At 59.9% G+C, this 21,271-nt stretch carries 20 protein-coding genes; 11 read left to right on the top strand and 9 right to left on the bottom strand.

All coding sequences use genetic code 11. From position 1 onward, the window contains the following. Positions 1-113: 113 nt before the first annotated feature. Genes VVR27_RS10075 through VVR27_RS10065 form a run of 3 tightly spaced genes read left to right on the top strand, consistent with a single transcriptional unit; the run spans position 114 to position 2,954 of the window. Entirely contained in the window at positions 114-1,322 is a 1,209-nt protein-coding gene (locus VVR27_RS10075; protein WP_368548240.1) for an acetyl-CoA C-acyltransferase, read from the top strand. Continuing rightward, positions 1,322-2,080: an enoyl-CoA hydratase/isomerase family protein gene (locus VVR27_RS10070; protein ID WP_368548238.1), complete on the top strand. Its 759-nt coding sequence runs from the start codon at positions 1,322-1,324 to the stop codon at positions 2,078-2,080. Before VVR27_RS10075 ends, VVR27_RS10070 begins: the two co-directional genes overlap by 1 nt. 7 nt (positions 2,081-2,087) lie before the next feature. Next, positions 2,088-2,954, top strand: coding sequence for a 3-hydroxyacyl-CoA dehydrogenase family protein (locus VVR27_RS10065; protein ID WP_368548237.1), 867 nt, complete (start codon positions 2,088-2,090; stop codon positions 2,952-2,954). Positions 2,955-3,048: 94 nt separating this feature from the next. Here the strand turns inward: VVR27_RS10065 and VVR27_RS10060 are convergent, their stop codons facing one another. After that, positions 3,049-3,456 carry a hotdog fold thioesterase gene (locus VVR27_RS10060; protein WP_345443259.1) on the bottom strand — a complete coding sequence of 136 codons (408 nt, stop codon included), beginning with the start codon at positions 3,454-3,456 and terminating at the stop codon, positions 3,049-3,051. A gap of 141 nt (positions 3,457-3,597) precedes the next feature. Between VVR27_RS10060 and paaZ the strand changes: the two genes are divergently transcribed. Continuing rightward, entirely contained in the window at positions 3,598-5,655 is a 2,058-nt protein-coding gene (paaZ, locus tag VVR27_RS10055) for a phenylacetic acid degradation bifunctional protein PaaZ (RefSeq protein ID WP_368548236.1), read from the top strand. A gap of 61 nt (positions 5,656-5,716) precedes the next feature. Here the strand turns inward: paaZ and VVR27_RS10050 are convergent, their stop codons facing one another. The 7 genes from VVR27_RS10050 to VVR27_RS10020 form a co-directional block, all read right to left on the bottom strand. Further along, on the bottom strand, positions 5,717-6,310 hold the full coding sequence (locus VVR27_RS10050) for a TetR/AcrR family transcriptional regulator (RefSeq protein WP_237203035.1): 594 nt from the start codon (positions 6,308-6,310) through the stop codon (positions 5,717-5,719). A 96-nt stretch (positions 6,311-6,406) separates the two neighbouring features. Beyond that, entirely contained in the window at positions 6,407-7,687 is a 1,281-nt protein-coding gene (locus tag VVR27_RS10045) for an AMP-binding protein (RefSeq protein ID WP_346923819.1), read from the bottom strand. 99 nt (positions 7,688-7,786) lie between these two features. Further along, positions 7,787-8,212, bottom strand: a complete 426-nt coding sequence (locus tag VVR27_RS10040) for a PaaI family thioesterase (RefSeq protein ID WP_237203036.1) — start codon at positions 8,210-8,212, stop codon at positions 7,787-7,789. Between the two features lie 169 nt (positions 8,213-8,381). Further along, a complete protein-coding gene (locus VVR27_RS10035) occupies positions 8,382-9,161 on the bottom strand; it encodes an enoyl-CoA hydratase (protein WP_368548233.1) in 780 nt (259 codons plus the stop codon). After that, entirely contained in the window at positions 9,158-10,066 is a 909-nt protein-coding gene (gene mmsB, locus VVR27_RS10030) for a 3-hydroxyisobutyrate dehydrogenase (protein ID WP_368548232.1), read from the bottom strand. The genes VVR27_RS10035 and mmsB overlap by 4 nt, the downstream gene beginning before the upstream one ends. Before the next feature lie 21 nt (positions 10,067-10,087). Next, positions 10,088-10,849 (bottom strand): SDR family oxidoreductase, encoded by a 762-nt coding sequence (locus VVR27_RS10025; RefSeq protein WP_368548231.1) that lies wholly within the window; start codon positions 10,847-10,849, stop codon positions 10,088-10,090. 20 nt (positions 10,850-10,869) lie between these two features. Then, the gene (locus tag VVR27_RS10020) at positions 10,870-12,075 is read right to left on the bottom strand and encodes an acyl-CoA dehydrogenase family protein (protein ID WP_368548229.1); all 1,206 of its coding nucleotides are present in this window, start codon (positions 12,073-12,075) and stop codon (positions 10,870-10,872) included. Between the two features lie 276 nt (positions 12,076-12,351). On the opposite strand from VVR27_RS10020, the gene VVR27_RS10015 reads away from it, so the two are divergent. Beyond that, positions 12,352-14,112: an AMP-binding protein gene (locus VVR27_RS10015; protein ID WP_368548227.1), complete on the top strand. Its 1,761-nt coding sequence runs from the start codon at positions 12,352-12,354 to the stop codon at positions 14,110-14,112. Positions 14,113-14,216: 104 nt separating this feature from the next. Here VVR27_RS10015 and VVR27_RS10010 read toward each other — a convergent pair whose 3' ends face one another. Beyond that, positions 14,217-15,716 (bottom strand): CoA-acylating methylmalonate-semialdehyde dehydrogenase, encoded by a 1,500-nt coding sequence (locus VVR27_RS10010; protein ID WP_368548226.1) that lies wholly within the window; start codon positions 15,714-15,716, stop codon positions 14,217-14,219. 213 nt (positions 15,717-15,929) lie between these two features. Between VVR27_RS10010 and paaA the strand changes: the two genes are divergently transcribed. The 6 genes from paaA (at position 15,930) to VVR27_RS09980 (ending at position 20,684) form a co-directional block, all read left to right on the top strand. Further along, complete coding sequence (gene paaA, locus VVR27_RS10005) at positions 15,930-16,940, top strand: 1,2-phenylacetyl-CoA epoxidase subunit PaaA (protein WP_368548224.1); 1,011 nt, start codon at positions 15,930-15,932, stop codon at positions 16,938-16,940. 2 nt (positions 16,941-16,942) lie between these two features. Next, complete coding sequence (gene paaB, locus VVR27_RS10000) at positions 16,943-17,254, top strand: 1,2-phenylacetyl-CoA epoxidase subunit PaaB (protein ID WP_251379621.1); 312 nt, start codon at positions 16,943-16,945, stop codon at positions 17,252-17,254. Then, positions 17,251-18,078: a 1,2-phenylacetyl-CoA epoxidase subunit PaaC gene (gene paaC / locus VVR27_RS09995; RefSeq protein WP_368548222.1), complete on the top strand. Its 828-nt coding sequence runs from the start codon at positions 17,251-17,253 to the stop codon at positions 18,076-18,078. The genes paaB and paaC overlap by 4 nt, the downstream gene beginning before the upstream one ends. A 189-nt stretch (positions 18,079-18,267) precedes the next feature. Further along, on the top strand, positions 18,268-18,711 hold the full coding sequence (paaD, locus tag VVR27_RS09990; protein WP_368548309.1) for a 1,2-phenylacetyl-CoA epoxidase subunit PaaD: 444 nt from the start codon (positions 18,268-18,270) through the stop codon (positions 18,709-18,711). Between the two features lie 39 nt (positions 18,712-18,750). Continuing rightward, the gene (paaE, locus tag VVR27_RS09985) at positions 18,751-19,899 is read left to right on the top strand and encodes a 1,2-phenylacetyl-CoA epoxidase subunit PaaE (protein WP_368548220.1); all 1,149 of its coding nucleotides are present in this window, start codon (positions 18,751-18,753) and stop codon (positions 19,897-19,899) included. 14 nt (positions 19,900-19,913) lie between these two features. Then, positions 19,914-20,684 carry an enoyl-CoA hydratase/isomerase family protein gene (locus tag VVR27_RS09980; protein WP_368548308.1) on the top strand — a complete coding sequence of 257 codons (771 nt, stop codon included), beginning with the start codon at positions 19,914-19,916 and terminating at the stop codon, positions 20,682-20,684. Positions 20,685-21,271: the final 587 nt, after the last annotated feature.

Below are 21,271 nucleotides of genomic sequence, written 5' to 3'. Positions count from 1 at the left end.
CCCTCGGGGGCGGCTGGCTCACTTGACCCAGGTCACTTAAGGTGAAAAGATTTAGTGAACGATTGGTCAGTTATTGACGTCTGCGCCCCGCGCGTTCTCACAAAGGAGTTTGAATGTCTTCCGCACCCCAGGTTTATTTGGTTGGTGGTTCCCGCACCCCCGTCGGCAGGTACGGCGGGGCACTGTCCAGCGTCCGCCCCGATGACCTCGCCGCCCTGGTGCTGAAGGATGCCGTAGAGAAGGCAGGGATTGACCCTGCCGTGGTCGATGAGGTCATCTTGGGCAATGCCAACGGCGCCGGCGAAGAGAATCGCAACGTAGCCCGCATGGCTTGGCTGCTCAACGACTACCCAGATACTGTCCCTGGCATCACCGTCAACCGCCTTTGCGCCTCTGGCATGAGTGCCGTCACTATGGCGGCTCAAATGATTCGTGCCGGCGATGCTGATATCGTGATCGCGGGCGGCGTTGAGTCTATGAGCCGCGCCCCCTGGGTCATGGAAAAGCCCACCACCGGCTTCGCCAAGCCCGGCGCAACCTTTGACACCTCTATTGGCTGGCGCTTCGTTAACCCTGAGTTCGCCAAGCGTGAGAAATTCACCTATTCCATGCCTGAAACCGCTGAGGAAGTTGCCCGAGTCGATGGCATCAGCCGCGAAGACTGCGACGCCTTTGCTGTACGCTCCCACGAGCGGGCTATTGCCGCCATTGAGGCCGGCCATTTCAAGGACGAAATCGTGCCCGTTCCCGTACGTGACCGTAAGGGCAACGTTACCCTGGTCGATACTGACGAGGGCCCACGCCCCGGCACCACCACCGAGGTGCTTGCCAAGTTGCGCCCCGTCGTGGCCGGTGGCGAAGTAGTCACCGCGGGTAACTCATCAACGCTCAATGACGGTGCCTCTGCCATTATTGTTGCCTCAGAAGCAGCAATCGAGAAGTACGCGCTGACCCCGCGCGCGCGGTTTGTGACCGGCGCAGCTGCAGGTCTTGCCCCCGAAATCATGGGTCTCGGCCCGGTCCCCGCCACCGAGAAGGTGCTCGCACGCGCAGGCTGGAGCATCGAAGATCTGGGCGCTGTTGAACTCAACGAAGCATTTGCTAGCCAGTCCCTGGGATCCATGCGCCGCCTGGGCTTATGCGAGGACATCGTCAACCGTGACGGCGGCGCTATCTCCTTGGGGCACCCGCTAGGTTCCTCCGGTTCCCGTCTTATCATCACTCTGCTGGGCCGCATGGAACGCGAGGACGCCGAACGCGGCCTTGCCACCATGTGTATCGGCGTGGGCCAGGGTGCAGCTGTTCTGGTGGAGAAGGTCTAATGTTTGAGCACTTCACCGCACTGACCATCGAGGACGGCGAGGGGCACCTGGTCGCCCGCATGAACCGCCCCGAGGTGCGTAACGCCATTGACGCTACCATGGTGGCTGAACTGCACGAGCTCTGCGCCTACCTGGAAACCGCCCCCAAGATTCTGATTCTGACCGGGTGTGAGGTCAACGGCCGCGGCATTTTTGCTTCTGGCGCTGATATTGCCCAGTTGCGCGAGCGCCGCCGAGAGGACGCCCTGCGCGGGATTAACTCGCAGATTTTTGATCGCATCCACCACCTGCCCATGCCGGTCATTGCCGCTCTTGACGGCTACGCCCTGGGCGGTGGCGCGGAGCTGGCTTACGCCGCAGACTTCCGCATCGGCACCCCCTACCTTAAGATGGGTCAGCCCGAAACCAACCTGGGCATCATCGCTGCCGCCGGCGCACTCTGGCGCCTCAAGGAGCTGGTGGGTGAGCCGGTGGCGCTTGAGATTCTTATGGCCGGGCGCATCCTCAATGCCCAGGAGGCACTGGATCTGCGCCTGGTTACTGAGCTGCACGAGCCGTCCGAGCTTCTGGACGCCGCCCGCACCCTGGCTGACCGCATCGGCGCCCAGGACCCCCTGGCGGTGCGCATTACCAAACGAGTCTTTGCCTCCCCGCGCGATGCCCACCCCCACATTGACGAGCTAGCGCAGGCAATTCTCTTTGAGTCTGATGCCAAATTCGACCGTATGCAAGCCTTCCTAGACCGCAAAAAGAAGTAGGTAAACCGTGGCTGAAATTCATGACCTTAAAGTTCCCGCCCGCGTGGGCGTGCTGGGCGGCGGACGCATGGGCGCGGGTATCGCCCACGCTTTCGTCCTGGCCGGCGCCCAGGTAGTTGTAGTTGAGCGCGATGCCCTCAGTGCTGAGGCTGCCCGCGAGCGCGTGGTGCGCGGCCTAGCTCAGTCCATCGAGCGCGGTGTTTTTGACGGCAACCTGGGTGAACTGACCGAACGTTTTGATGTATCGGTTGACTACGCGGCTTTCGCTGATCGCGACCTGGTAGTTGAGGCTGTTCCTGAGAACTGGGATTTGAAGGTCTCTGCCCTGCGCGACGTCGAAGCGCAGCTCAGCGAGAGCGCCTACCTGGCGTCCAACACCTCGTCCCTGTCTATTGATGGGCTGGCTGAGGCTTTGGAACGCCCCGGTCATTTCATCGGCCTGCACTTCTTTAACCCGGTACCGGCGTCCAAGCTGGTTGAGGTGGTGCAGTCTAAGTATTCCTCTGAGGAGCTTAAGACAGCGGCTCGCACCTGGGTAGATGGTCTGGGCAAGACCCCGGTGGTTGTCAACGATGCTCCCGGTTTTGCATCCTCCCGCCTGGGTGTGGCAATCGCACTGGAGGCTATCCGCATGGTGGAGGAGGGCGTCGCTTCCCCTGATGACATTGATAAGGCCATGGTGCTGGGCTACAAGTTCCCCATGGGGCCGCTGGCCCTGACCGATGTGGTGGGGCTGGACGTCCGCCTGGGCATTGCTGAGTACCTGGAGTCCCAGCTGGGTGAGCGCTTCGCTCCCCCGCAGCTCATGCGCGATATGGTGGCTCGTGGCGAGCTGGGCCGCAAGAGCGGCAAGGGCTTCTATGACTACAGCTAGGTTGTCACGAGGAGCGTGAGCTTATAAGTTCGAGCGTGCGTCTCTCAGGCGCACGCTCGAACATTTTCTGCACATTCGCTGGCTGGTCTCTGCCCTACCCCTTAATAAAGTTAGTAATGCGCAGGGTGCAGAGACGGTCACCGGTCTCTTCGTGGGTAATGATAACCTCGTGGGTGGTCAGCGACCTGCCCAGGTGAATCGCGGACGCCGTAGCCCGCACCATTCCTTCGCGTGAAGACTTATGGTGGGTAGCATTCACGTCCACCCCCACTGCTACCTTGCCCATAGAGGACGCGTGAATCACCGCGGCCCAGGAACCGACCGCCTCGCCGATTGCCAGCATGGCACCGCCGTGCAGTAGCCCAAGGGACTGGCGGTTGCCCTCCACCGGCATGGTAGCGACCACGCGCTGGGCCGACTCTTCCAGCACCTTCACACCCATCTTTTCATCCAGCTCACCGAGCGTAATCTTCCACAGCTCACACTGTTCTTGGTCTGCCATCTTGCCCACCAGCGTCCTTCCCGGGCGTAACCCTCACCCGATAACTTTCACTCACTTGTGATGTGAACTATAGTTTATATCAATAACTGAACGCTCGGTCACTTATTGCCGGGTGGTACTGCAACAGCAAAGGACATCTCAATGACGAGCACCCCAACCCTGGTTCCCAGCTTCATCAAAGGCGCTTGGTGGACTCCCGAAACCCCCGGCAAAACCACCGATGTTGTGGACGCCGCCACCGGCGAAGCCATCTACCAGGTCAGCACCGAGGGGCTAGATACCGCAGGTGCCATCGACTACGCCCGCACCGTGGGCCAGCAGAACCTGCAGAAGCTAACCATCCACGAGCGTGCGCTGATCATTAAGCAGATCGCCCAGTACCTGACCGAGCACAAGCAGGGCCTCTACGACATCTCCTTCTCCACCGGCGCCACCCAGCGCGACCACTACATTGATGTGGACGGTGGCATCGGCACCCTCTTTACCTTCTCTTCTAAGGGGCGCCGCGAGCTCCCTAACTCCAAGGTCATCATCGACGGCAACGTCGAGGTTCTTTCCCGCGATGGCTCCTTCATCGGTGAGCATATCTACACCACCCTGCCCGGTGTAGCCGTTGAAATCAATGCCTTCAACTTCCCCATCTGGGGCATGCTGGAGAAGTTCGCACCCGCCTTTATTGCAGGTATGCCCACCATCGTCAAGCCTGCAACCCCCACCGGCTACGTCACCGAGGCAACCGTGCGCCTCATGCTGGACAGCGGCCTACTGCCCGAAGGTTCTCTGCAGCTGATTTCCGGTTCAGCTCGTGACCTGCTGGACTACCTGGATTACCGCGACCACGTCGCCTTTACCGGCTCCGCTGCTACCGCCCAGGTGTTGCGCAACCACCCCCATGTGCAGACCAAGGGCGTGCGCTTCACCGCCGAAACCGACTCTCTTAACGCCGCTATTTTGGGCCCGGACGCCCTGGCCAACACTCCCGAGTTTGATGCCTTTATCAAGTCGGTCATGGTCGAAATTACCGCCAAGGCTGGTCAGAAGTGCACCGCCGTGCGCCGCGTCATTGTGCCCACCGGACGCAGCCAGGACGTTATTGATGCACTAGCAGCTAAGGTAAGCGAACGCATTAGGGTAGGCGACCCCCGCGAAGAGGGCGTCACCATGGGCTCACTGGCGTCACCCGAGCAGAAAACAGAAGTCGCCAAGGCTGTTGACCGCCTGGTAGCTGCCGGCGGCGAGATTGCCTTCCAGGGTGAAGCACCCGAGGGCACCAGCTTCTTCCCTGTTACCGTGCTGAAGTTCGCGGACGCCCGCACCCCCGAGGTGCACAGCGTAGAGGCCTTCGGCCCCGTCACTTCAGTGCTGGAATACAAGAGCCTGAACGAGGCAGTTGAGCTTGCTGCTATGGGTGGCGGCTCCCTAGTCGCCAGCGTCTGCACTCACGATGACGCAACTGCCAACCAGCTTGCCCTGGGGATTGCAGCCCACCACGGCCGCGTCCTGGTGCTGGACCGCGAGGACGCCAAGACCTCGACCGGTCATGGCTCCCCCGTGCCCCACCTGGTCCACGGCGGCCCCGGCCGGGCAGGTGGCGGAGAGGAGCTAGGCGGTGTACGCGCCGTCAAGCACTACATGCAGCGCACCGCAATTCAGGGCTCACCCAATAAGCTAACCGCCCTGACCGGGGTGTGGCACAGCGGGGCGGACGCCAAGACCGTGACCCGCGCCCAGGTTGATGCGGGCGAGGGCGTACACCCCTTCCGCAAGTCTCTAGCTGAGTTGGAAATTGGCGACCAGTTCGCTTCTGATCTGCGCACCGTGACCCTGGAGGACATCACCGCTTTCGCGCATGAAACCGGGGACATGTTCTACGCCCACACCGATGAAGAGGCAGCGACCGCTAACCCCTTCTTCCCCCGCCGCGTAGCTCACGGCTACCTGCTGGTCTCTTGGGCAGCCGGTCTCTTCGTGGACCCCGCACCGGGCCCCGTCCTAGCTAACTACGGCCTGGAGAACCTGCGCTTTATCACCCCGGTGACCTACGACGACGCGATCAGAGTAACCCTGACCGCTAAGAAGATCACCCCGCGTGTTACCGACGAGTACGGCGAGGTCGCCTGGGACGCCGTGCTACATAATCAGAACGACGAAATCGTCGCCACCTACGACGTGCTAACCCTGGTCGCTAAGACAGCCTAAACACCATAGGAAAAGGGCTAGAACCGGTAAAAATACCGGCTCTAGCCCTATTCTGTTGTCTCTACGCTGTGATGCCCCTAAAGGCCATCTCCACGACCGTGTCTGCCAGGGCATCCACGTCGCTGCCGCGGGTGGGGTCATACCAGACAGACAGGGAGTTAATCATGCCGAAAATCAGACGAGCCAGGGTGGCGGGGTCAGCGTCCTGACGCACGAAGCCGGCTTCTTGCGCTGCCCCCACCAGGTTGGAGAGGCGCACCGTCAGCTCACGGCGCTTACCCAGAGCTGCGTCCTCCACCGGGGTGTTGCCGCGCAAGCGCAACAACAGGGTCACCTCAGGCAGATGTTCGGCCAGCACAAAGACGGTCTGACGCACCACAAATTCAAGACGCTCCAGAGCATCAGCCTCGAGCACTTCACCCGCTTCAAAAACCTCATCCAGGGCATTGAGTGCCTGCTTGAGGGCAATCTCAAGGATCTCTTCTTTAGACGCCACGTGATGGTAAATCGCGCTTTTGGTGAGCCCCAGCCTCTTAGCCAGCATGTCCATGCTGGTCGCCTCGTAGCCTCGCTCGTTAAACTCAGCCACACAAAGACGTAAGACCTCAGCCCGCTCATAGCCGGGGCGGCCGCGCTTCACAGATGTCTTGCTCACCTGTTTCCTTTCATCACAGTGGGGGTGCCACCTGCAGACAGGTGACACCCCCAATGGTAGTAGCCAGATCCCACTTTCTACTAGCTCAACTGACGTTTACTCGCCGGCGCCCTTGGGCTTGTTGCGGTAATCGTAGATACGGCGAATCTTGCCCACCGAGCGGGGCAGGATGTCCGGGTCCAGCACCTCAATGCGGCAACTTGAACCGATCTTGGTTTTGATGTCGTGCAGCAGACGCTTGCCGGCGTCCTCTGCCTGCTCCATAGTGGCGTCCTCGCGGCGCTCAATACGCACGGTCATCTCGTCCATGCGGCCCGGGCGGGTGAGCTCCAGGGCGAAGTGGGGTGAGAGTTCAGGTTGCTGCAGGGCCAGCTCTTCTACCTGGGAGGGGAAGAGGTTGACGCCGCGCAGGATGATCATGTCATCGCTGCGGCCGGTGATGCGACCCAGGCGGCGGTGGCCGGGACGCTGGGTGCCGGGCAGCAGGCGGGTGAGGTCGTGGGTGCGGTAGCGGATGATGGGCAACGCCTCCTTGGTGAGGGAGGTAAAGACCAGCTCGCCGGGGCGTCCCACATCAAGCACAGTGTCGTCAAAGGGGTCAATGATTTCGGGGCGGAAATGGTCCTCCCAAAGGTGGGAGCCGTCCTGTGTTTCGCCAGACTCGCCAGCAACACCGGGGCCCATGACCTCAGACAGACCGTAAATATCGCAGGCTTTGAGGGTGCCGAAGGTCTTTTCAATCTCGTGGCGCATCTCCTCGGTCCAGGGCTCAGCACCCAGCACCGCGGTCTTGAGACTGGTTTCCTTGGGGTCGATACCCAGCTTGCGGAAACCGTCTGCAATGGTTAGCAGGTAGGTGGGGGTGGAGAGAATCGCGTCCGGTTCAAAGTCGCGAATGAGCTGGATCTGCTTCTCGGTCTGGCCGCCGGACATGGGGATGACGGCGGTGCCTAAGCGTTCTGCACCTGCGTGCGCACCCAGACCACCGGTAAAGAGGCCATAGCCGTAGGCGTTGTGCACCTTCTGGCCGGGCTTGATACCGGAGAAGCGGAAGCAACGGGCCACCAGGGATGCCCAGGTGGTCAAGTCATTTTCGGTGTAACCCACCACGGTGGGTTGGCCGGTGGTACCCGAGGACGCATGGATGCGGCGCAGGTCGCTCATGGGCACAGCGAAAGCCTTGAAGGGGTAGGCCTTACGCAGAAATTCTTTGTCGGTGTAGGGGAAGAGCTTGAGGTCATCTAGCTCTTTAAAGTCACCGGGGTGCACGCCGTGCTCGTCGTAGAGCTCCTTGTAAGCTGCCACATTTTCGTAGGCATAGTGCAGGCTCCAGCGCAGGCGCTCAAACTGAAGGGATTCAATCTGGTCCCGGCTCATCAGCTCCTCAGCGTCGGGGCTACCGGGGTCAGCAGGCTTAGCCGGTGGGGTGTAGGGGTTCTCCACACTGCAGGTGGGTGCTTTGTAGGTGCTCAATATTTACTGTCCTTCCGAGGCTGTCGGGGGTGTGATGGTGCGCCCGCGGCCGCGGAACTCGGCAATGAGTTGGCCTTCGCAGGTCACGGTGACATCAACCAGGCTGTTGCGCCCGTAGGATGCTGCGAGCTTACCTTCAGCGCGCAGGGTTTGACCCTCGCGTGCTGAGGCTACGTAGTTGATGTCTGCCCCGGATGACACAGTGATTTTCTTACTGAATTCTTCGGGGTTCAAAGAGTTAACGGTGAGGGCAAAAACGGTGTCGGCAAAGGCAAAGGTCATGCCCCCGTGGACGATGCCGAAGCCGTTGAGCATATCGCGGGTGATCGTCATTTCTGCCAGGGCATAGCCCTCTGAGACCTCTAGAACATTAAGGTCCATCCACTCTGTGGCGTAGTCACGCTCAAGCATGGGGTGCGGTTTGGCCACTTTGCCTCCACAAATCATTAGTGACCGATTGGTCAGTTATTGCGATTGAATCTAACCTTGTCACACTTCAATGAGATGTGCAACACCATGACGGTGGCCCAGCAGACAAAGATAGGGGTGGCCACAGCGCTTTGCACCGTGGCCACCTTGTATCTCTCTCAAAGAGTTTTTAGCGGTGCTCGAACTTAGCCTCACGCTTCTCCACGAAGGCTGCCATGCCTTCCTTCTGATCGTGGGTAGAGAAGAGCGCGTGGAAGGTGCGACGTTCAAACTGGATGCCCTGGGCCAAAGTGGTTTCAAAGGCAGCATTCACTGCCTCTTTCGCCACCTGCGCCACGAGCTTGGACTTAGACGCAATAGTCTCTGCCATTTCTAGAGCGGTGGGCAGAACGTCCTCATCCGCCTCTACTAGGCGCGATACCAATCCGGAGCGTTCTGCTTCTTCTGCTCCCATAAAACGCCCGGTCAAGCAGAGATCCATTGCCTTTGCTTTACCTACGGCGCGGGTTAGACGCTGGGAACCACCCATGCCGGGGATGACGCCCAGGTTGATTTCGGGCTGGCCAAACTTGGTGGAGGGCCCGGCAACCAGCATGTCGCACATCATGGCTAGTTCGCAGCCACCGCCCAAGGCGTAGCCGTTGACGGCAGCGACGATCGGGGTGCGCAGGCGGGTGAGGTTATCCCAGTGGGCAAACCAGTCGGCGGCGTACATACTGTCGTAGGTCTGGCTCGACATTTCCTTAATATCGGCACCAGCGGCAAACGCTTTTTCGCTACCGGTCAGGACGATGGCCCCCACCCCGGCGTCCGCATCAAAAGCGGTGGCGGCGGCAACAACCTCGCGCATGGTGGCATCGTTGAGGGCGTTAAGCGCCTTGGGGCGGTTGAGGGTAATAACCCCAACCCTGCCGCGGGTTTCTGTCAGGATGTTCTCGTAGCTGCTCATGTCGTCTCCTTTGTTGAAATGGTGCCCGCGATGCGGTTGTAGACATCTGAGAAGTCCTTGCCGCCGCGTCCTTCTTCTACCAGTTCAGCATAGATAGCGGCAGTTCGCGCCCCCAGCTCACCGTTAACTCCCGTAGTTTCTAAGGCGGCCAGCGCCAAGCCCATGTCTTTAGCCATGAGGGCGGTGGCGAAGCCCGGTTCGTAGTCCTTGTTGGCGGGTGAGGTGGGGACGGGGCCGGGGACGGGGCAGTTGACGTTAACGGCCCAGCAGTAGCCTGAGGAGGTGGAGATAACGTCGTAGAGCACCTGGTTCTCTAGACCCAGCTTCTGACCCAGCGCGAAAGCTTCTGAAGCTCCGATCATGGCGATGCCCAGTAGCATGTTGTTGCAGATTTTTGCTGCCTGGCCGGTGCTGTTGGCGCCGCAGTGAACGACCTTTTTACCCATGACCTCCAGCAGGGGGCGCACGCGTTCTAGGCCTGCTTCTGAGCCGCCAACCATGAAGGTGAGTGTGCCGGCTTCTGCGCCCACCATGCCGCCTGAGACGGGGGCGTCTACTGCCTCAAAGCCTGCCTTTTGTGCCATTTCTGCTGCCTGCAGAGCGTGGCCTACTTCAATGGTGGAACAGTCGAGAAAAAGGGTGCCGGGTTTGGCGGCGGCTAGGAGCGTTGGGTAGGCAGAGAGCACATGGGTGCCGGCGGGTAGCATGGTCAGCACAATATCGGCCTGGGCTGCGGCAGCCTCACCGCTCTCGGCAATGGCAATGCCCTTGCTGGCAGCAGTGTCTAGAGCTGCGGGCATCAGGTCAAAGCCGTGCACGGTGTAACCGGCTGCGACCAGGTTGGCGGCCATGTAGCCGCCCATGTGCCCCAGTCCGATGAAAGCGATGGTGGGTTGGGTGGTCATGATGTCCTCCTAGAGTGGGTTTTAGCGCGGGCCCATGCGCAGGGCGCCGTCCATTCTGATGGTTTCGCCGTTGATGTAGTCGTGTTGGGCAATGAAGACCGCCAGGTCTGCGAATTCTGCGGGGTTTGCCAAGCGTTGGGGAAAGGGGACGCCGGCGGCCAGTGCCTCCCTGAATTCTTCGGCGATACCTGCCATGAGCGGGGTGTCAACGATGCCAGGAGCTATGGTGTTCACGCGAATGCCACTACTGGCTAGGTCGCGGGCAGCGGGCAGGGTCATGGCAGCCACTCCGCCTTTGGAGGCGGCGTAGGCAATTTGCCCGATCTGCCCTTCAAAAGCGGCGATAGAGGCGGTATTAATAATGACCCCGCGGCAACCGTCCTCGGTAGCGGGCTCCTGTTCTGCCATGACAGCTGCAGCGTTGGTGAGCACGTTGAAGGTGCCCACCAGATTGATGTTCACGGTTTTAGCAAAAAGTGCCGGGTTATGCTTGCCCTTTTTAGAAAGGACGCGGGCACCGGGGGCAATGCCAGCGCAGTTGACCACGGTACGCAGGGGCTGGCCCACTTTTTGAACCTGAGCCAGGGCTGCTTCAACGGCGGTGTAGTCGGTGACATCAGCCGCCAGTAGGGTTAGTCCTTCCAGGGGTTGGGCACGGTCAATGCTGGGTTGCAGATCTAAACCGTAGACCTGGGCACCCTGGGCAAGGAGCGCCCTGGCGGTAGCATTGCCGATTCCAGAAGCCGCCCCGGTGACCAGGGCAAGGGTGTCATGAAGCTGCACGGAGCGTCCTTTCTAGCGGTTTATACGAAGGCCGAGTAGCCGGTGAGAGCTCTGCCCACAATCAGAGAGTTAATTTCGTAGGTGCCTTCGTAGGTGTAGAGAATCTCGGCGTCTCCAAAGAATTTAGCCATCTCATAGTCTGTGGTGATGCCATTGCCACCCAGCACCTCACGCCCCAGTGCAGCGCTCTGGCGGGCAAAGCGGGTGGCTGTTGCCTTAGCCATGGCGGCATGCACCATATCCAAAGTGCCGTTCTCCTGCATACGGGCACAGTTCATCATGAGCCCTAGTGCTGCCTGAGCATTACTCATGATTTCTGAAATGCCTTTTTGCACCAGCTGGAACTTAGCCAGCGGTTTACCGAACTGCTCGCGGGTAGTGGCGTACTCGCGGACGATATCAAAGATGCCGATCTGGATGCCGTAGCCCTGCCAGCCGACCCAGGCGCGGGAGTTGCGTAGCATCTCGTTGGCGGCATCAAAGTTAACGGCATCAGGCAGGTGGGCACTCGCCGGCACGCTCACATTATCGAGGGTGATGTGAGCGTTCTGCATGATGCGCAGGCCAATTTTGTTGCTAATTTTTTCAGCTGAATAACCGGGGGTGTCGGTGGGCACGATGAATGCCTTAATCTGCTGGTCAGCGGTGTCCCTTGCCCAGACCAGGGCGAAGTCTGCGATGGTGCCCATACCAATCCAGCGCTTTTCACCCTTAATAATCCAGTTTTCACCGTCAAAGGTGGCACTGGTTTCCAGACCACCTGCAATGTCAGAGCCGTGGGTGGGTTCGGTGAGGGCAAAGGCGCCGGTCAGTTCGAAGTTCTCTAGCTTGCGGAGCATGTCTTTTTTCTGCTCTTCAGAACCTAGAGCGTTAATCATGCCCAGCACCAGCTCATTGTGGATGCCCACCAGGGCCGAGAGGGAGACGTCCACGCGGGTTACCTCAGCGTAGGCCAAGCCACGAAAGAGCCAGGAGGTGCCACTTGTTTCTAGCCGCGCCAGCCCTACCTCTGCCATACCTTCTAGGAGGTGGAAGGGGAACTCTTCGCGGTTCCAGTAGTCGGTGACCTGGGGGCGTACTTCTTCTTGTAGATATTTACGGATCCGCAGGAACCACTCTTTTTCATCCTCGGGGAGCAGGTTGAGCGCCCCAAAGGGGTCAATATCGGGGAAGGGCAGGGGTTGATCGGGTGGGTTTTGAACCATACCTCGGATGTGGGTGGTCATCGAGTTTTCTCCTGGCTGGTATCTGTGCAGGGGTCGGTGGGGTCACCACCCTCACCACGGCACTGTGATGTGAGACATAAATTAAGACCAAGTTACCCCCGCTGTCAAGAGTATGTAAACCCTTTCCGGACAGATTAAGGCAGATAGTTATCACATGACGCCGCCGAGGGTGCCAGGACGCAAATTCCTTGACAGCCCCCAAAAAACAACCCTACAGTGACTCACAACACCTTTATTTTGACGCCCCAGAGCTACCCCCTGGCCAAAAGGAGAAGCATGAGCATCACCGAACAGTTCCGCACCGCCCGAGACCAGCTAGTTGCTCTGCGTGAGGAGTACAAAGTAGCTAGAGAAGAGTTCAACTGGCCCCAGTTCGAGCACTTCAACTTTGCCCTCGATTGGTTTGACCAGGTGGCCGCCAGTGAGGAACGCAAGGATACCCTGGCGCTCGTAATTGCTGAACAGGACGGCAGCCATATCACCCACACCTTCGGTGAGCTGTCGCGTCGTTCCTCCCAAGTTGCCACCTGGTTGCGCTCCCTGGGAGTACAGCGCGGTGACCGCATTATTCTTATGCTGGGCAACCAGGTGGAGCTGTGGGAGACCATGCTGGCAGGCATCAAGCTGGGTGCCGTGCTGATGCCCTCCACCGAAATGCTGGAACAGGCAGATTTGGACGACCGCATTGAACGCGGCGAGGCCCGATGGGTCATCACCAACTCCGCTAACGTAGCTAAATACGAGACCGTAACCGGCGATTTTACCGTCATTGAGACCGGCGGCTTCACCGAGGGTGCTGTCACAAGCCACCCGCACGTTAGCTACCTGGATGCCGACGGCGCACCCGAGGAATTTACACCTGATGGCCCCACCCCGGCGTCCGACCCGTTGCTGTGGTACTTCACCTCTGGCACCACCTCCCGCCCCAAGATGGTGGAGCACACCCACACCTCCTACCCCGTGGGCCACCTATCGACCATGTACTGGATTGGCCTGGCACCGGGCGATGTGCACCTGAATGTTGCCTCACCTGGCTGGGCTAAGCACGCCTGGTCGAATGTCTTTACCCCCTGGATTGCTGAGGCAACCGTCTTTATTTACAACTATTCCCGCTTCAATGTTGCGGCGCTCATGCAGAACATGGAAAAGCACGGGGTAACCAGCTTCTGCGCCCCACCCACCGTGTGGCGCATGCTCATTCAGGCTGATCTTAGCCAGCTACAGACCCCACCCACCAAGGTAGTTGCCGCCGGCGAGCCATTGAACCCCGAGGTCATCTCGAAGGTTCGTTCCGCGTGGGGCGTTGATATTCGGGACGGCTTTGGGCAGACCGAAAGCACCGTCATGATTGCCAACACTCCTGGTCAGGAGCTTAAGGTGGGCGCCATGGGCCGCCCCCTGCCCGGCTACGAGATTGCCCTGCTGGATCCCTTCGGCAAGCCTGCCGCAGAGGGTGAGATTTGTGTGCGCCTGAGCCCCCGCCCGGTGGGTCTGATGATCCAGTACAAGGGTGACCCCGAGAAAACCGAAGAGGCATTCGATGGCGGGTGGTACCACACCGGCGATATTGCCGAACGGGATGAAAACGGGGTCTTCACCTATGTGGGCCGCGCCGATGACGTCTTTAAGGCGTCCGACTACAAGCTCTCCCCCTTCGAGCTGGAGTCAGTGATTATTGAGCACCCTGCGGTTGCTGAGGCGGCGGTGGTGCCCTCCCCGGACGAAATCCGTTACGCGGTCCCCAAGGCATACGTTGTGCTAGCTGGGGGCTATGAGCCCACCGCTGAGACCGCCCGCGAGATCCTTAAGTATTCTCGTGACAACCTGGCGGCCTACAAGCGTATTCGCCGCCTGGAATTTTTTGACCTGCCCAAGACGATTTCGGGCAAGATTCGCCGCGTGCAGCTGCGCGCCCGCGAGAAGGAGTTCCACGGTGAACACGGCGAGCTGAAGACCCAGGCACTAGCAGCTCGCACCACTACCGAGGGCTACGGCCACGAGTTCGCGGACACCGATTTCCCAGAGCTCAAGGGCTAGGAGCTAGACACGGCAGGACGCTGGGGCTGGAAGGTCTATCTATAAATACAGAAAGTGGCCCTCACCCGAAGGTGGGGGCCACCTCTATTCCACGTGAACCGGAGCTAGTTGCCGGTCGGCATCACGAAGCTGGCGCCTTCCTTGATGCCCGAAGGCCAGCGGGAAGTCACCGTCTTGGTCTTGGTGTAGAAGCGGAAAGCGTCGGGGCCGTGCTGGTTTAGATCACCAAAGCCAGACGCCTTCCAGCCACCGAAGGTGTAGTAGGCGATGGGCACCGGAATGGGCACATTGACACCCACCATGCCCACCTCAACGCGGCGGGCAAACTCGCGGGCAGTGTCACCGTCGCGGGTGTAAATGGCGACACCGTTACCGAACTCGTGGTTGCTGGGCAGGGCCAGGGCCTCTTCAAAGGTTTCAGCGCGCACCACGGTCAGCACCGGGCCAAAGATTTCCTCACGGTAGATAGACATCTCGGGGGTGACATGGTCAAAGAGAGTGGCGCCCACAAAGTATCCGCTCTCGTAGCCCTCCACCTTAACACCTCGTCCGTCCACCAGCAGGGACGCCCCCTCTTTCTCGCCGGCGGCAATGTAGCCCTCGATGCGGTCAAGGGCAGATTTGGCTACTACGGGGCCAAAGTCAGCCTGGGGGTCAAGACTGTGGCCCACCTTTAGGCTGCCGATACGCTCCTGCAGTTTGGCAACTAGAGCGTCAGCGGTCTGCTGGCCCACAGGGACTGCCACAGAAATCGCCATGCAGCGCTCACCGGCAGAACCAAAGGCGGCACCCAGCAGAGCGTCCGCTGCCTGGTCCAGGTCGGCGTCCGGCATGATAATCAGATGGTTCTTTGCGCCACCAAAGCACTGGGCACGCTTGCCGGTGCGGGCGGCGTGCTCATAGATGCTTTGGGCAATGGGGGTGGAGCCCACGAAACCCACCGCCTTGATGCGGGGGTCATCGAGCAGGGCGTCCACGGCTTCCTTATCGCCGTTGACCACGTTGAAGATGCCATCCGGCAGACCAGCCTCGGTCCACAGTTCTGCCAGGCGCAGGGGCACGGAGGGGTCACGTTCTGAAGGCTTGAGCACGAAGGCGTTACCGGCAGCAATGGCGGGGCCGGCCTTCCACAGGGGAATCATGGCGGGAAAGTTGAAGGGGGTAATGCCAGCAACCACACCCAGGGGCTGGCGCATGGAATAAACATCAATACCGGTGCCCACTGCATCTGAATACTCACCCTTGAGAAGATGCGGGGCGGCGGTGGCGAACTCGACAACGTCCAGACCACGCTGGATGTCACCGTGAGCGTCCGCAATCGTCTTGCCGTGCTCTAGCGAGAGCAATTCAGCCAGCTCATCGGCGTGCTCATTGACCAGGTCAACAAAGCGGTGCAGGACGCGGGCACGCTTCTGCGGGTTAGTGGCAGCCCAGCCAGCCTGCGCTTCAGCGGCATTGGCAATGACCTCGCGTACTTCATCGGCGCTAGCCAGAGGCGCCTGAGCTTGCACCTGCCCGGTGCTGGGGTTGTAAATATCGGCGTAACGGCCGGAGACACCTTCACGGTGGGCGCCGCCGACGTAGTGGGTTAGCTGCTTCGTCATCGAAGCCTCCTCTTCTCTAGATGTGCATCAACTCACAGTGTGCATAAATCTCAGGCTACCCAAGGCACTCGGCGGACGGTAGGGGTAGGTAGAAATAAGTCATGCAGTCTCTAGGTCTTTACTTGACGTTAGTTGCATAAATATATATTCTGAACGAACGGTCAGTAATTATTGGTGCAGGGGTTTCCCCTCCTCATCACACAAGGAACTTTCATGACTTCAACGGAGAAGACTCCCACCCTTTCACCGGTCGCAGATGCACCTGCTGCCGGCGCCTCTCACGAAGCTGAGCAGGCCTACTTCGACGCTCTCATCACTGAGGATTCTCGCGTAGAACCCCGGGACTGGATGCCCGAGAAATACCGAAAGACCCTCACCCGTCAGGTCTCCCAGCACGCCCACTCCGAAATCATCGGAATGCAGCCCGAGGCCAACTGGATTACTCGCGCCCCCTCACTCAAGCGCAAGGCTATCCTCATGGCCAAGGTGCAGGACGAGGCCGGTCACGGTCTTTACCTCTACTCCGCCGCAGAGACCCTGGGCACCCCCCGCCACGTCCTCAACGAGCAGCTGCTAGAGGGTCGCGCCAAGTACTCATCCATCTTCAACTACCCCGCTCGCACCTGGGCAGACATGGGTGCTATCGGCTGGCTGGTGGACGGCGCGGCTATCTGCAACCAGGTGCCCCTCTGCCGTGCGTCCTACGGCCCCTACGGCCGCGCCATGGTTCGTATCTGTAAGGAAGAGTCCTTCCACCAGCGTCAGGGCTGGGAGATCCTCTACGAGCTCTCCCACGGCACCGAGGCGCAGAAGAAGATGGCGCAGGACGCCGTCAACCGCTTCTACGGCCCCGCCCTGCAGATGTTCGGCCCCCCAGATGCCGACTCCCCTAACTCCCAGCAGTCCATGAACTGGAACATCAAGCGCTTCTCTAACGATGATCTGCGCCAGCGTTTCGTGGACATGATGGTCCCCCAGGCTGAAGCTCTCGGGTTGACCCTGCCTGACCCGGACATCAAGTGGAACGAAGAGCGCGGCCACTACGACTACGGGCCGCTGGACTGGGACGAATTCCACTCCGTCATCCAGGGCAAAGGCCCCTGCAACGTCCAGCGCATGCAGCGCCGCCGTGCAGCTCACGACGAAGGCGCCTGGGTGCGCGAAGCAGCCGCTGAATACGCCCGCAAAAACGCAGAACAGCACGCAGAACTCATGGGAGCATAACCATGTCAGAGAACATCACACACCTGCCCGAATCCAACGAGTGGCCCCTCTGGGAGGTCTTCGTACGGTCATCTCGCGGCCTGTCCCACGTGCACGCAGGTTCACTACACGCACCCGATGCCACCATGGCACTGCGTAACGCCCGCGACCTCTACACCCGCCGTAACGAGGGCACCAGCGTCTGGGTTGTCCCGGCAGAAGCGATCCTGGCATCAGACCCCGACTCCAAGGGTGGCTTCTTTGAGTCAGCTCAGGGCAAGAGCTACCGCCACGCCACCTACTACACCAAGAGCGAAGGGGTGAAGCACCTGTGAGCTACGCTTCCTTCGAATCAGCGACCCACCACAGCGAGGGCGAATCCATCATCGCTGAAGACATCGCGACCTCAGGTGTGCAGGCCAGTGAAGCAGTAGCCCGATACGCCCTGGCACTGGGTGATGACGCCCTGATGCTGGGCCAGCGACTAGCTCACTGGATTTCGCGCGCACCCGAACTGGAGGAAGACATCGCTCTGGGCAACATTGCCCTGGACCTGATTGGCCACGCCCGCTTCTTCCTCACCTACGCAGGCACCGCCTGGGGTAAGACCGAGGACGATTTAGCCTACTTCCGCGACGAAGAAGAGTTCCGCTCGGTTCGTCTGGCGGAGCAGGAGAACGGTGATTTCGGGCAGACTATCGCCCGCCAGCTCATCTTCAGCTACTACCAGTACGAGCTTTACACCGAGCTGATGAAGTCTGAGGACCCCACCTTAGCAGCCATCGCAGCCAAGGCCCTCAAAGAGGTGGAGTATCACCAGGATCATGCCACCGCCTGGACACTGCGCCTGGGCATCGGTACCGAGGAAGCCAACCGACGTCTGCAGGAGGGCCTCTACTACATGTGGCCCTACATCGATGAGCTCTTTTACGACTTTGAACCCGTAGCGGAACTGCCCGGTGTCGCCGTGGTTCCCTCCACCCTGCGCGCACGGTTTGAAGAGCGCCTGCACGCCACCATCGCAGAAGCCCAGTTGCAGGTGCCTGACGTGTCCCAGGCACGCGGTGGCGACCGATCCGGTGTCATGAGTGAACACCGCGGTCACATTCTGACCGAACTGCAGGTTCTAGCACGCGCCCACCCCGGCGCCACCTGGTAAACCCGCCCCACCCCGTTCCGTCACAAGGAGGTGACCCACGTGCGCAGCAGCGAAGAGGCAAGCGCCGGTGTTGATTTCAGTTTTGGTTTCGATACTGATTCTGGCTACCGCGCCCCGGCCCTAGAAACCGAGAGCAGCGTCCCCGCACCTGTTGGCTCAGACGCTAGCCTCTGGGAAACTGCGGCGCACGTGGCGGACCCCGAAATTCCTGTTCTTTCAATTGCTGACCTTGGGATTCTTCGGGCCGCCTACTACAGCGAGGACGGGGTGCCGCAGGTGGTTATCACCCCCACCTACTCCGGTTGCCCCGCCATGGACGCCATCACCAGCAACATCCGCAGAGTCTTTGCCCAGCACCAGGTACCAGAACCCGCAGTGCAGCTGGTTCTCTCACCGGCGTGGAGCACCGACTGGATGAGTGAAGCAGGTAAGGCACGGCTTGAGGCCTACGGTATTGCCCCTCCCACCGGTAAAGTTGCAGCAGGCCCCGTCCACCTGGGCATGGCCGTCAAGTGCCCCCGCTGCCACTCCCTGGCCACCGAAGAACTCACCCGTTTCGGGTCCACCTCCTGCAAGGCGCTCTACCGCTGCCGCGACTGCCAGGAACCCTTTGACTACTTCAAGGTTCACTAGCTGAACCTCTTCACAGAACGCACAGATAAGAGAAAAGCCATGACTGAGACAGCGCGCCGCCGGGCGTCCTTCAACACTCTGACCGTCAGCCAGGTACGCCCCCTGACCAAGGATTCGGTAGAGGTCACCTTCGAGGTGCCCGAGCACCTGGTAGAGGATTACAACTACGCTCCCGGCCAGTACGTCGCCCTGCGTGCCACCATTGACGGTCAGGAGGTGCGCCGCTCCTACTCCATCTGTGCTGAGCCCGTCCCCGGTGAAATCCGAGTGGCTATTAAGCGCGACTTGGGCGGCCTTTTCTCTAACTGGGCCAACGACACCTTAAGCGCCGGCTATCAGATCGACGTTATGAACCCTCAGGGTGCTTTCGTCTCCAAAGGCAACATCACCAGCTTGAATGAACCCCAGAAAATCGCTGAGGACGCCAAGGCGGCAGGCGGGGAGCACATGGTTGCTTTCGCAGCAGGCTCAGGTATCACCCCCATCATAGCCATTGCCCGCACCGTGCTGAAAGCCAGCGAAAACAGCACCTTTGACCTGGTCTACGCCAATAAGTCAGCCCTGGATGTCATGTTCGCTGAAGAAGTGGGCGACCTCAAGGACAAGTACCCCACCCGCTTTGCTGTGCACCACATGCTCTCCCGCGAACAGCGCGTCAACCCACTGATGAGCGGTCGCATTGACGACGAAAAACTCAACGCTATTCTCGATTACGTGATTCAGGTGGACAAGGCTGACGAGTGGTTCCTCTGCGGCCCCTTCGAGCTAGTTCAGCTCTGCCGCGACACCCTGGCTGAGCGCGGCGTCCCCGAGGAAAACGTACGTTTTGAGCTCTTCACCACCGGCCGCCCCGAGGCTCCTGCCGGTCAGCACGGCAAGGCTGTTGAGGTTGACCCCGGCGGCAATAACTACTCCATCGCCTTCACCTTGGACGGTACCAGCGGTTCGGTGGAATCCCCCGTCTCAGCGAACGAAACCATCCTGAACGCTGCCCTGCGCGTCCGTGCCGACGTGCCCTTCGCTTGCGCCGGCGGTGTGTGTGGCACCTGCCGCGCCAAAGTGGTTGATGGTGAGGTTGAGATGGCAGAGAACTACGCTCTTGAAAAGGACGAGGTGGACGCCGGCTACGTTCTGACCTGCCAGGCTCGCCCCTGCACCGACAAGGTCACCGTAGACTTCGACGCCTAGGAACAGCCATGAGCATGATTGAACTGACTATCACCGACAACGTTGCCGAGGTGGTGCTGAACGCCCCCGAAAAAATGAATTCTCTCAATGAGGCTGCCCTCGCTGACCTTTCAGCCGCCTATGACGAGGCAGCTGAGGCAGGCGTCCGCGCCCTGCTCTTGCGCGGTGAAGGCCGGGGTTTCTGCGCCGGGCGTGATATCGCCGGGCTGGTGCCTGCTGAAGATGACGCCTATAGCTACCTCTCTCATAAGGTGACTCCCCTACTGCAGAAGATGAGCGCCTTCCCCGCCCCCACCTTCGCCGCGGTCCAGGGCGCCTGCCTAGGTGTTGGTCTGGGTCTGGCGATTGCCACGGACGTTGTCTACGTGGCTGAAAACGCCAAGATTGGCTCACCCTTTGCCAACCTGGGGGCAACCCTGGACTCTGGCGGGCATGCTCTCTTCGTGGAGCGTCTGGGTGCCCACCGTGCCCTAGACCTCATTTACACCGCCGACCTGATTTCTGGTGCTGAAGCTGTTGCAGCGGGGCTCTTTAGCCGGGCGGTGCCTGCCAACGAACTGTTGGACTTTACCCGTGAGAAGGTAGCCCGCGTGGCTAACGGGGCAACCGGTGCCTTCCTGGCGTCCAAGCAGCTGGTGGCGCAGGTGCGTGATCAGCGCGTGGGGCTCTGGGAGTCCATTGAGGCCGAGAACCGCGCCCAAGGCGACCTCTGCAACTCAGCAGACTACGCCGAAGGTTTCGCAGCCTTCACGGAGAAGCGCAAGCCGGTCTTTAGGGGAATCTAAACCCAGAAACTCCGCGCCCTCACTCGATATCAGCGAAAACTTCACTGGCATGTAGTGAGAACATGCCAGTGAAGTTTTGTGTTTACACCGTAGGGTCTGTGGGTTCTTTGCCTTTCCAGAAGTTATCACCCCATATGATCGACTTGCTCGAGAACATATAGAGACTATGGAAAATGCTGCCACAGAGCTGACCGTAGGGTTCGCCGCCCCCGCCTGTTAGCCCAATAGTCCGGACGCTCAGCAGGTCGATACCGAAGACGCCAAGAACTATGCAAAGACCTAAAAGCCAGTTGAAAAAGAAGGATTCCGCGGAGGCTGTTGCGTAGATAAGTATGACCCACCCGCGTAGTGATCTGCCCAGAAAAACTCACGGGGGCTAAGATCACCCTGCCAACATGCAACTTAGTAAGTACGGGACTTGGTCCGGGCGGGACGCTCATACACAAAGTCATCCAGGTCCTTGCAATTCAGTACGCACTCGGTTCTTACAGGTTAAATACCCTGTTTAGAGATAAGGAACAAAAGATACCAGGAAATTTACCCCCTAAAAATCACCATTAAGATAAAAAATATAATCCATAGTTATT

The organism is Rothia sp. LK2492 (assembly GCF_040946345.1).
Lineage (GTDB): Bacteria > Actinomycetota > Actinomycetes > Actinomycetales > Micrococcaceae > Rothia > Rothia endophytica.
Note: the sequence above shows the minus strand (reverse complement) of the source record. Positions and strands in the feature narration are given on the sequence as shown.

Coding starts and splice junctions, on each gene's coding strand:
- paaE (WP_368548220.1), top strand. CDS start 18,751: ATGACTGAGACAGCGCGCCGCCGGGCGTCCTTCAACACTCTGACCGTC.
- VVR27_RS10010 (WP_368548226.1), bottom strand. CDS start 15,716: ATGACGAAGCAGCTAACCCACTACGTCGGCGGCGCCCACCGTGAAGGT.
- VVR27_RS10020 (WP_368548229.1), bottom strand. CDS start 12,075: ATGACCACCCACATCCGAGGTATGGTTCAAAACCCACCCGATCAACCC.
- VVR27_RS09980 (WP_368548308.1), top strand. CDS start 19,914: ATGATTGAACTGACTATCACCGACAACGTTGCCGAGGTGGTGCTGAAC.
- VVR27_RS10075 (WP_368548240.1), top strand. CDS start 114: ATGTCTTCCGCACCCCAGGTTTATTTGGTTGGTGGTTCCCGCACCCCC.
- mmsB (WP_368548232.1), bottom strand. CDS start 10,066: ATGACCACCCAACCCACCATCGCTTTCATCGGACTGGGGCACATGGGC.
- paaZ (WP_368548236.1), top strand. CDS start 3,598: ATGACGAGCACCCCAACCCTGGTTCCCAGCTTCATCAAAGGCGCTTGG.
- VVR27_RS10060 (WP_345443259.1), bottom strand. CDS start 3,456: ATGGCAGACCAAGAACAGTGTGAGCTGTGGAAGATTACGCTCGGTGAG.
- VVR27_RS10035 (WP_368548233.1), bottom strand. CDS start 9,161: ATGAGCAGCTACGAGAACATCCTGACAGAAACCCGCGGCAGGGTTGGG.
- VVR27_RS10045 (WP_346923819.1), bottom strand. CDS start 7,687: ATGAGCCGGGACCAGATTGAATCCCTTCAGTTTGAGCGCCTGCGCTGG.
- VVR27_RS10070 (WP_368548238.1), top strand. CDS start 1,322: ATGTTTGAGCACTTCACCGCACTGACCATCGAGGACGGCGAGGGGCAC.
- VVR27_RS10015 (WP_368548227.1), top strand. CDS start 12,352: ATGAGCATCACCGAACAGTTCCGCACCGCCCGAGACCAGCTAGTTGCT.
- paaB (WP_251379621.1), top strand. CDS start 16,943: ATGTCAGAGAACATCACACACCTGCCCGAATCCAACGAGTGGCCCCTC.
- paaA (WP_368548224.1), top strand. CDS start 15,930: ATGACTTCAACGGAGAAGACTCCCACCCTTTCACCGGTCGCAGATGCA.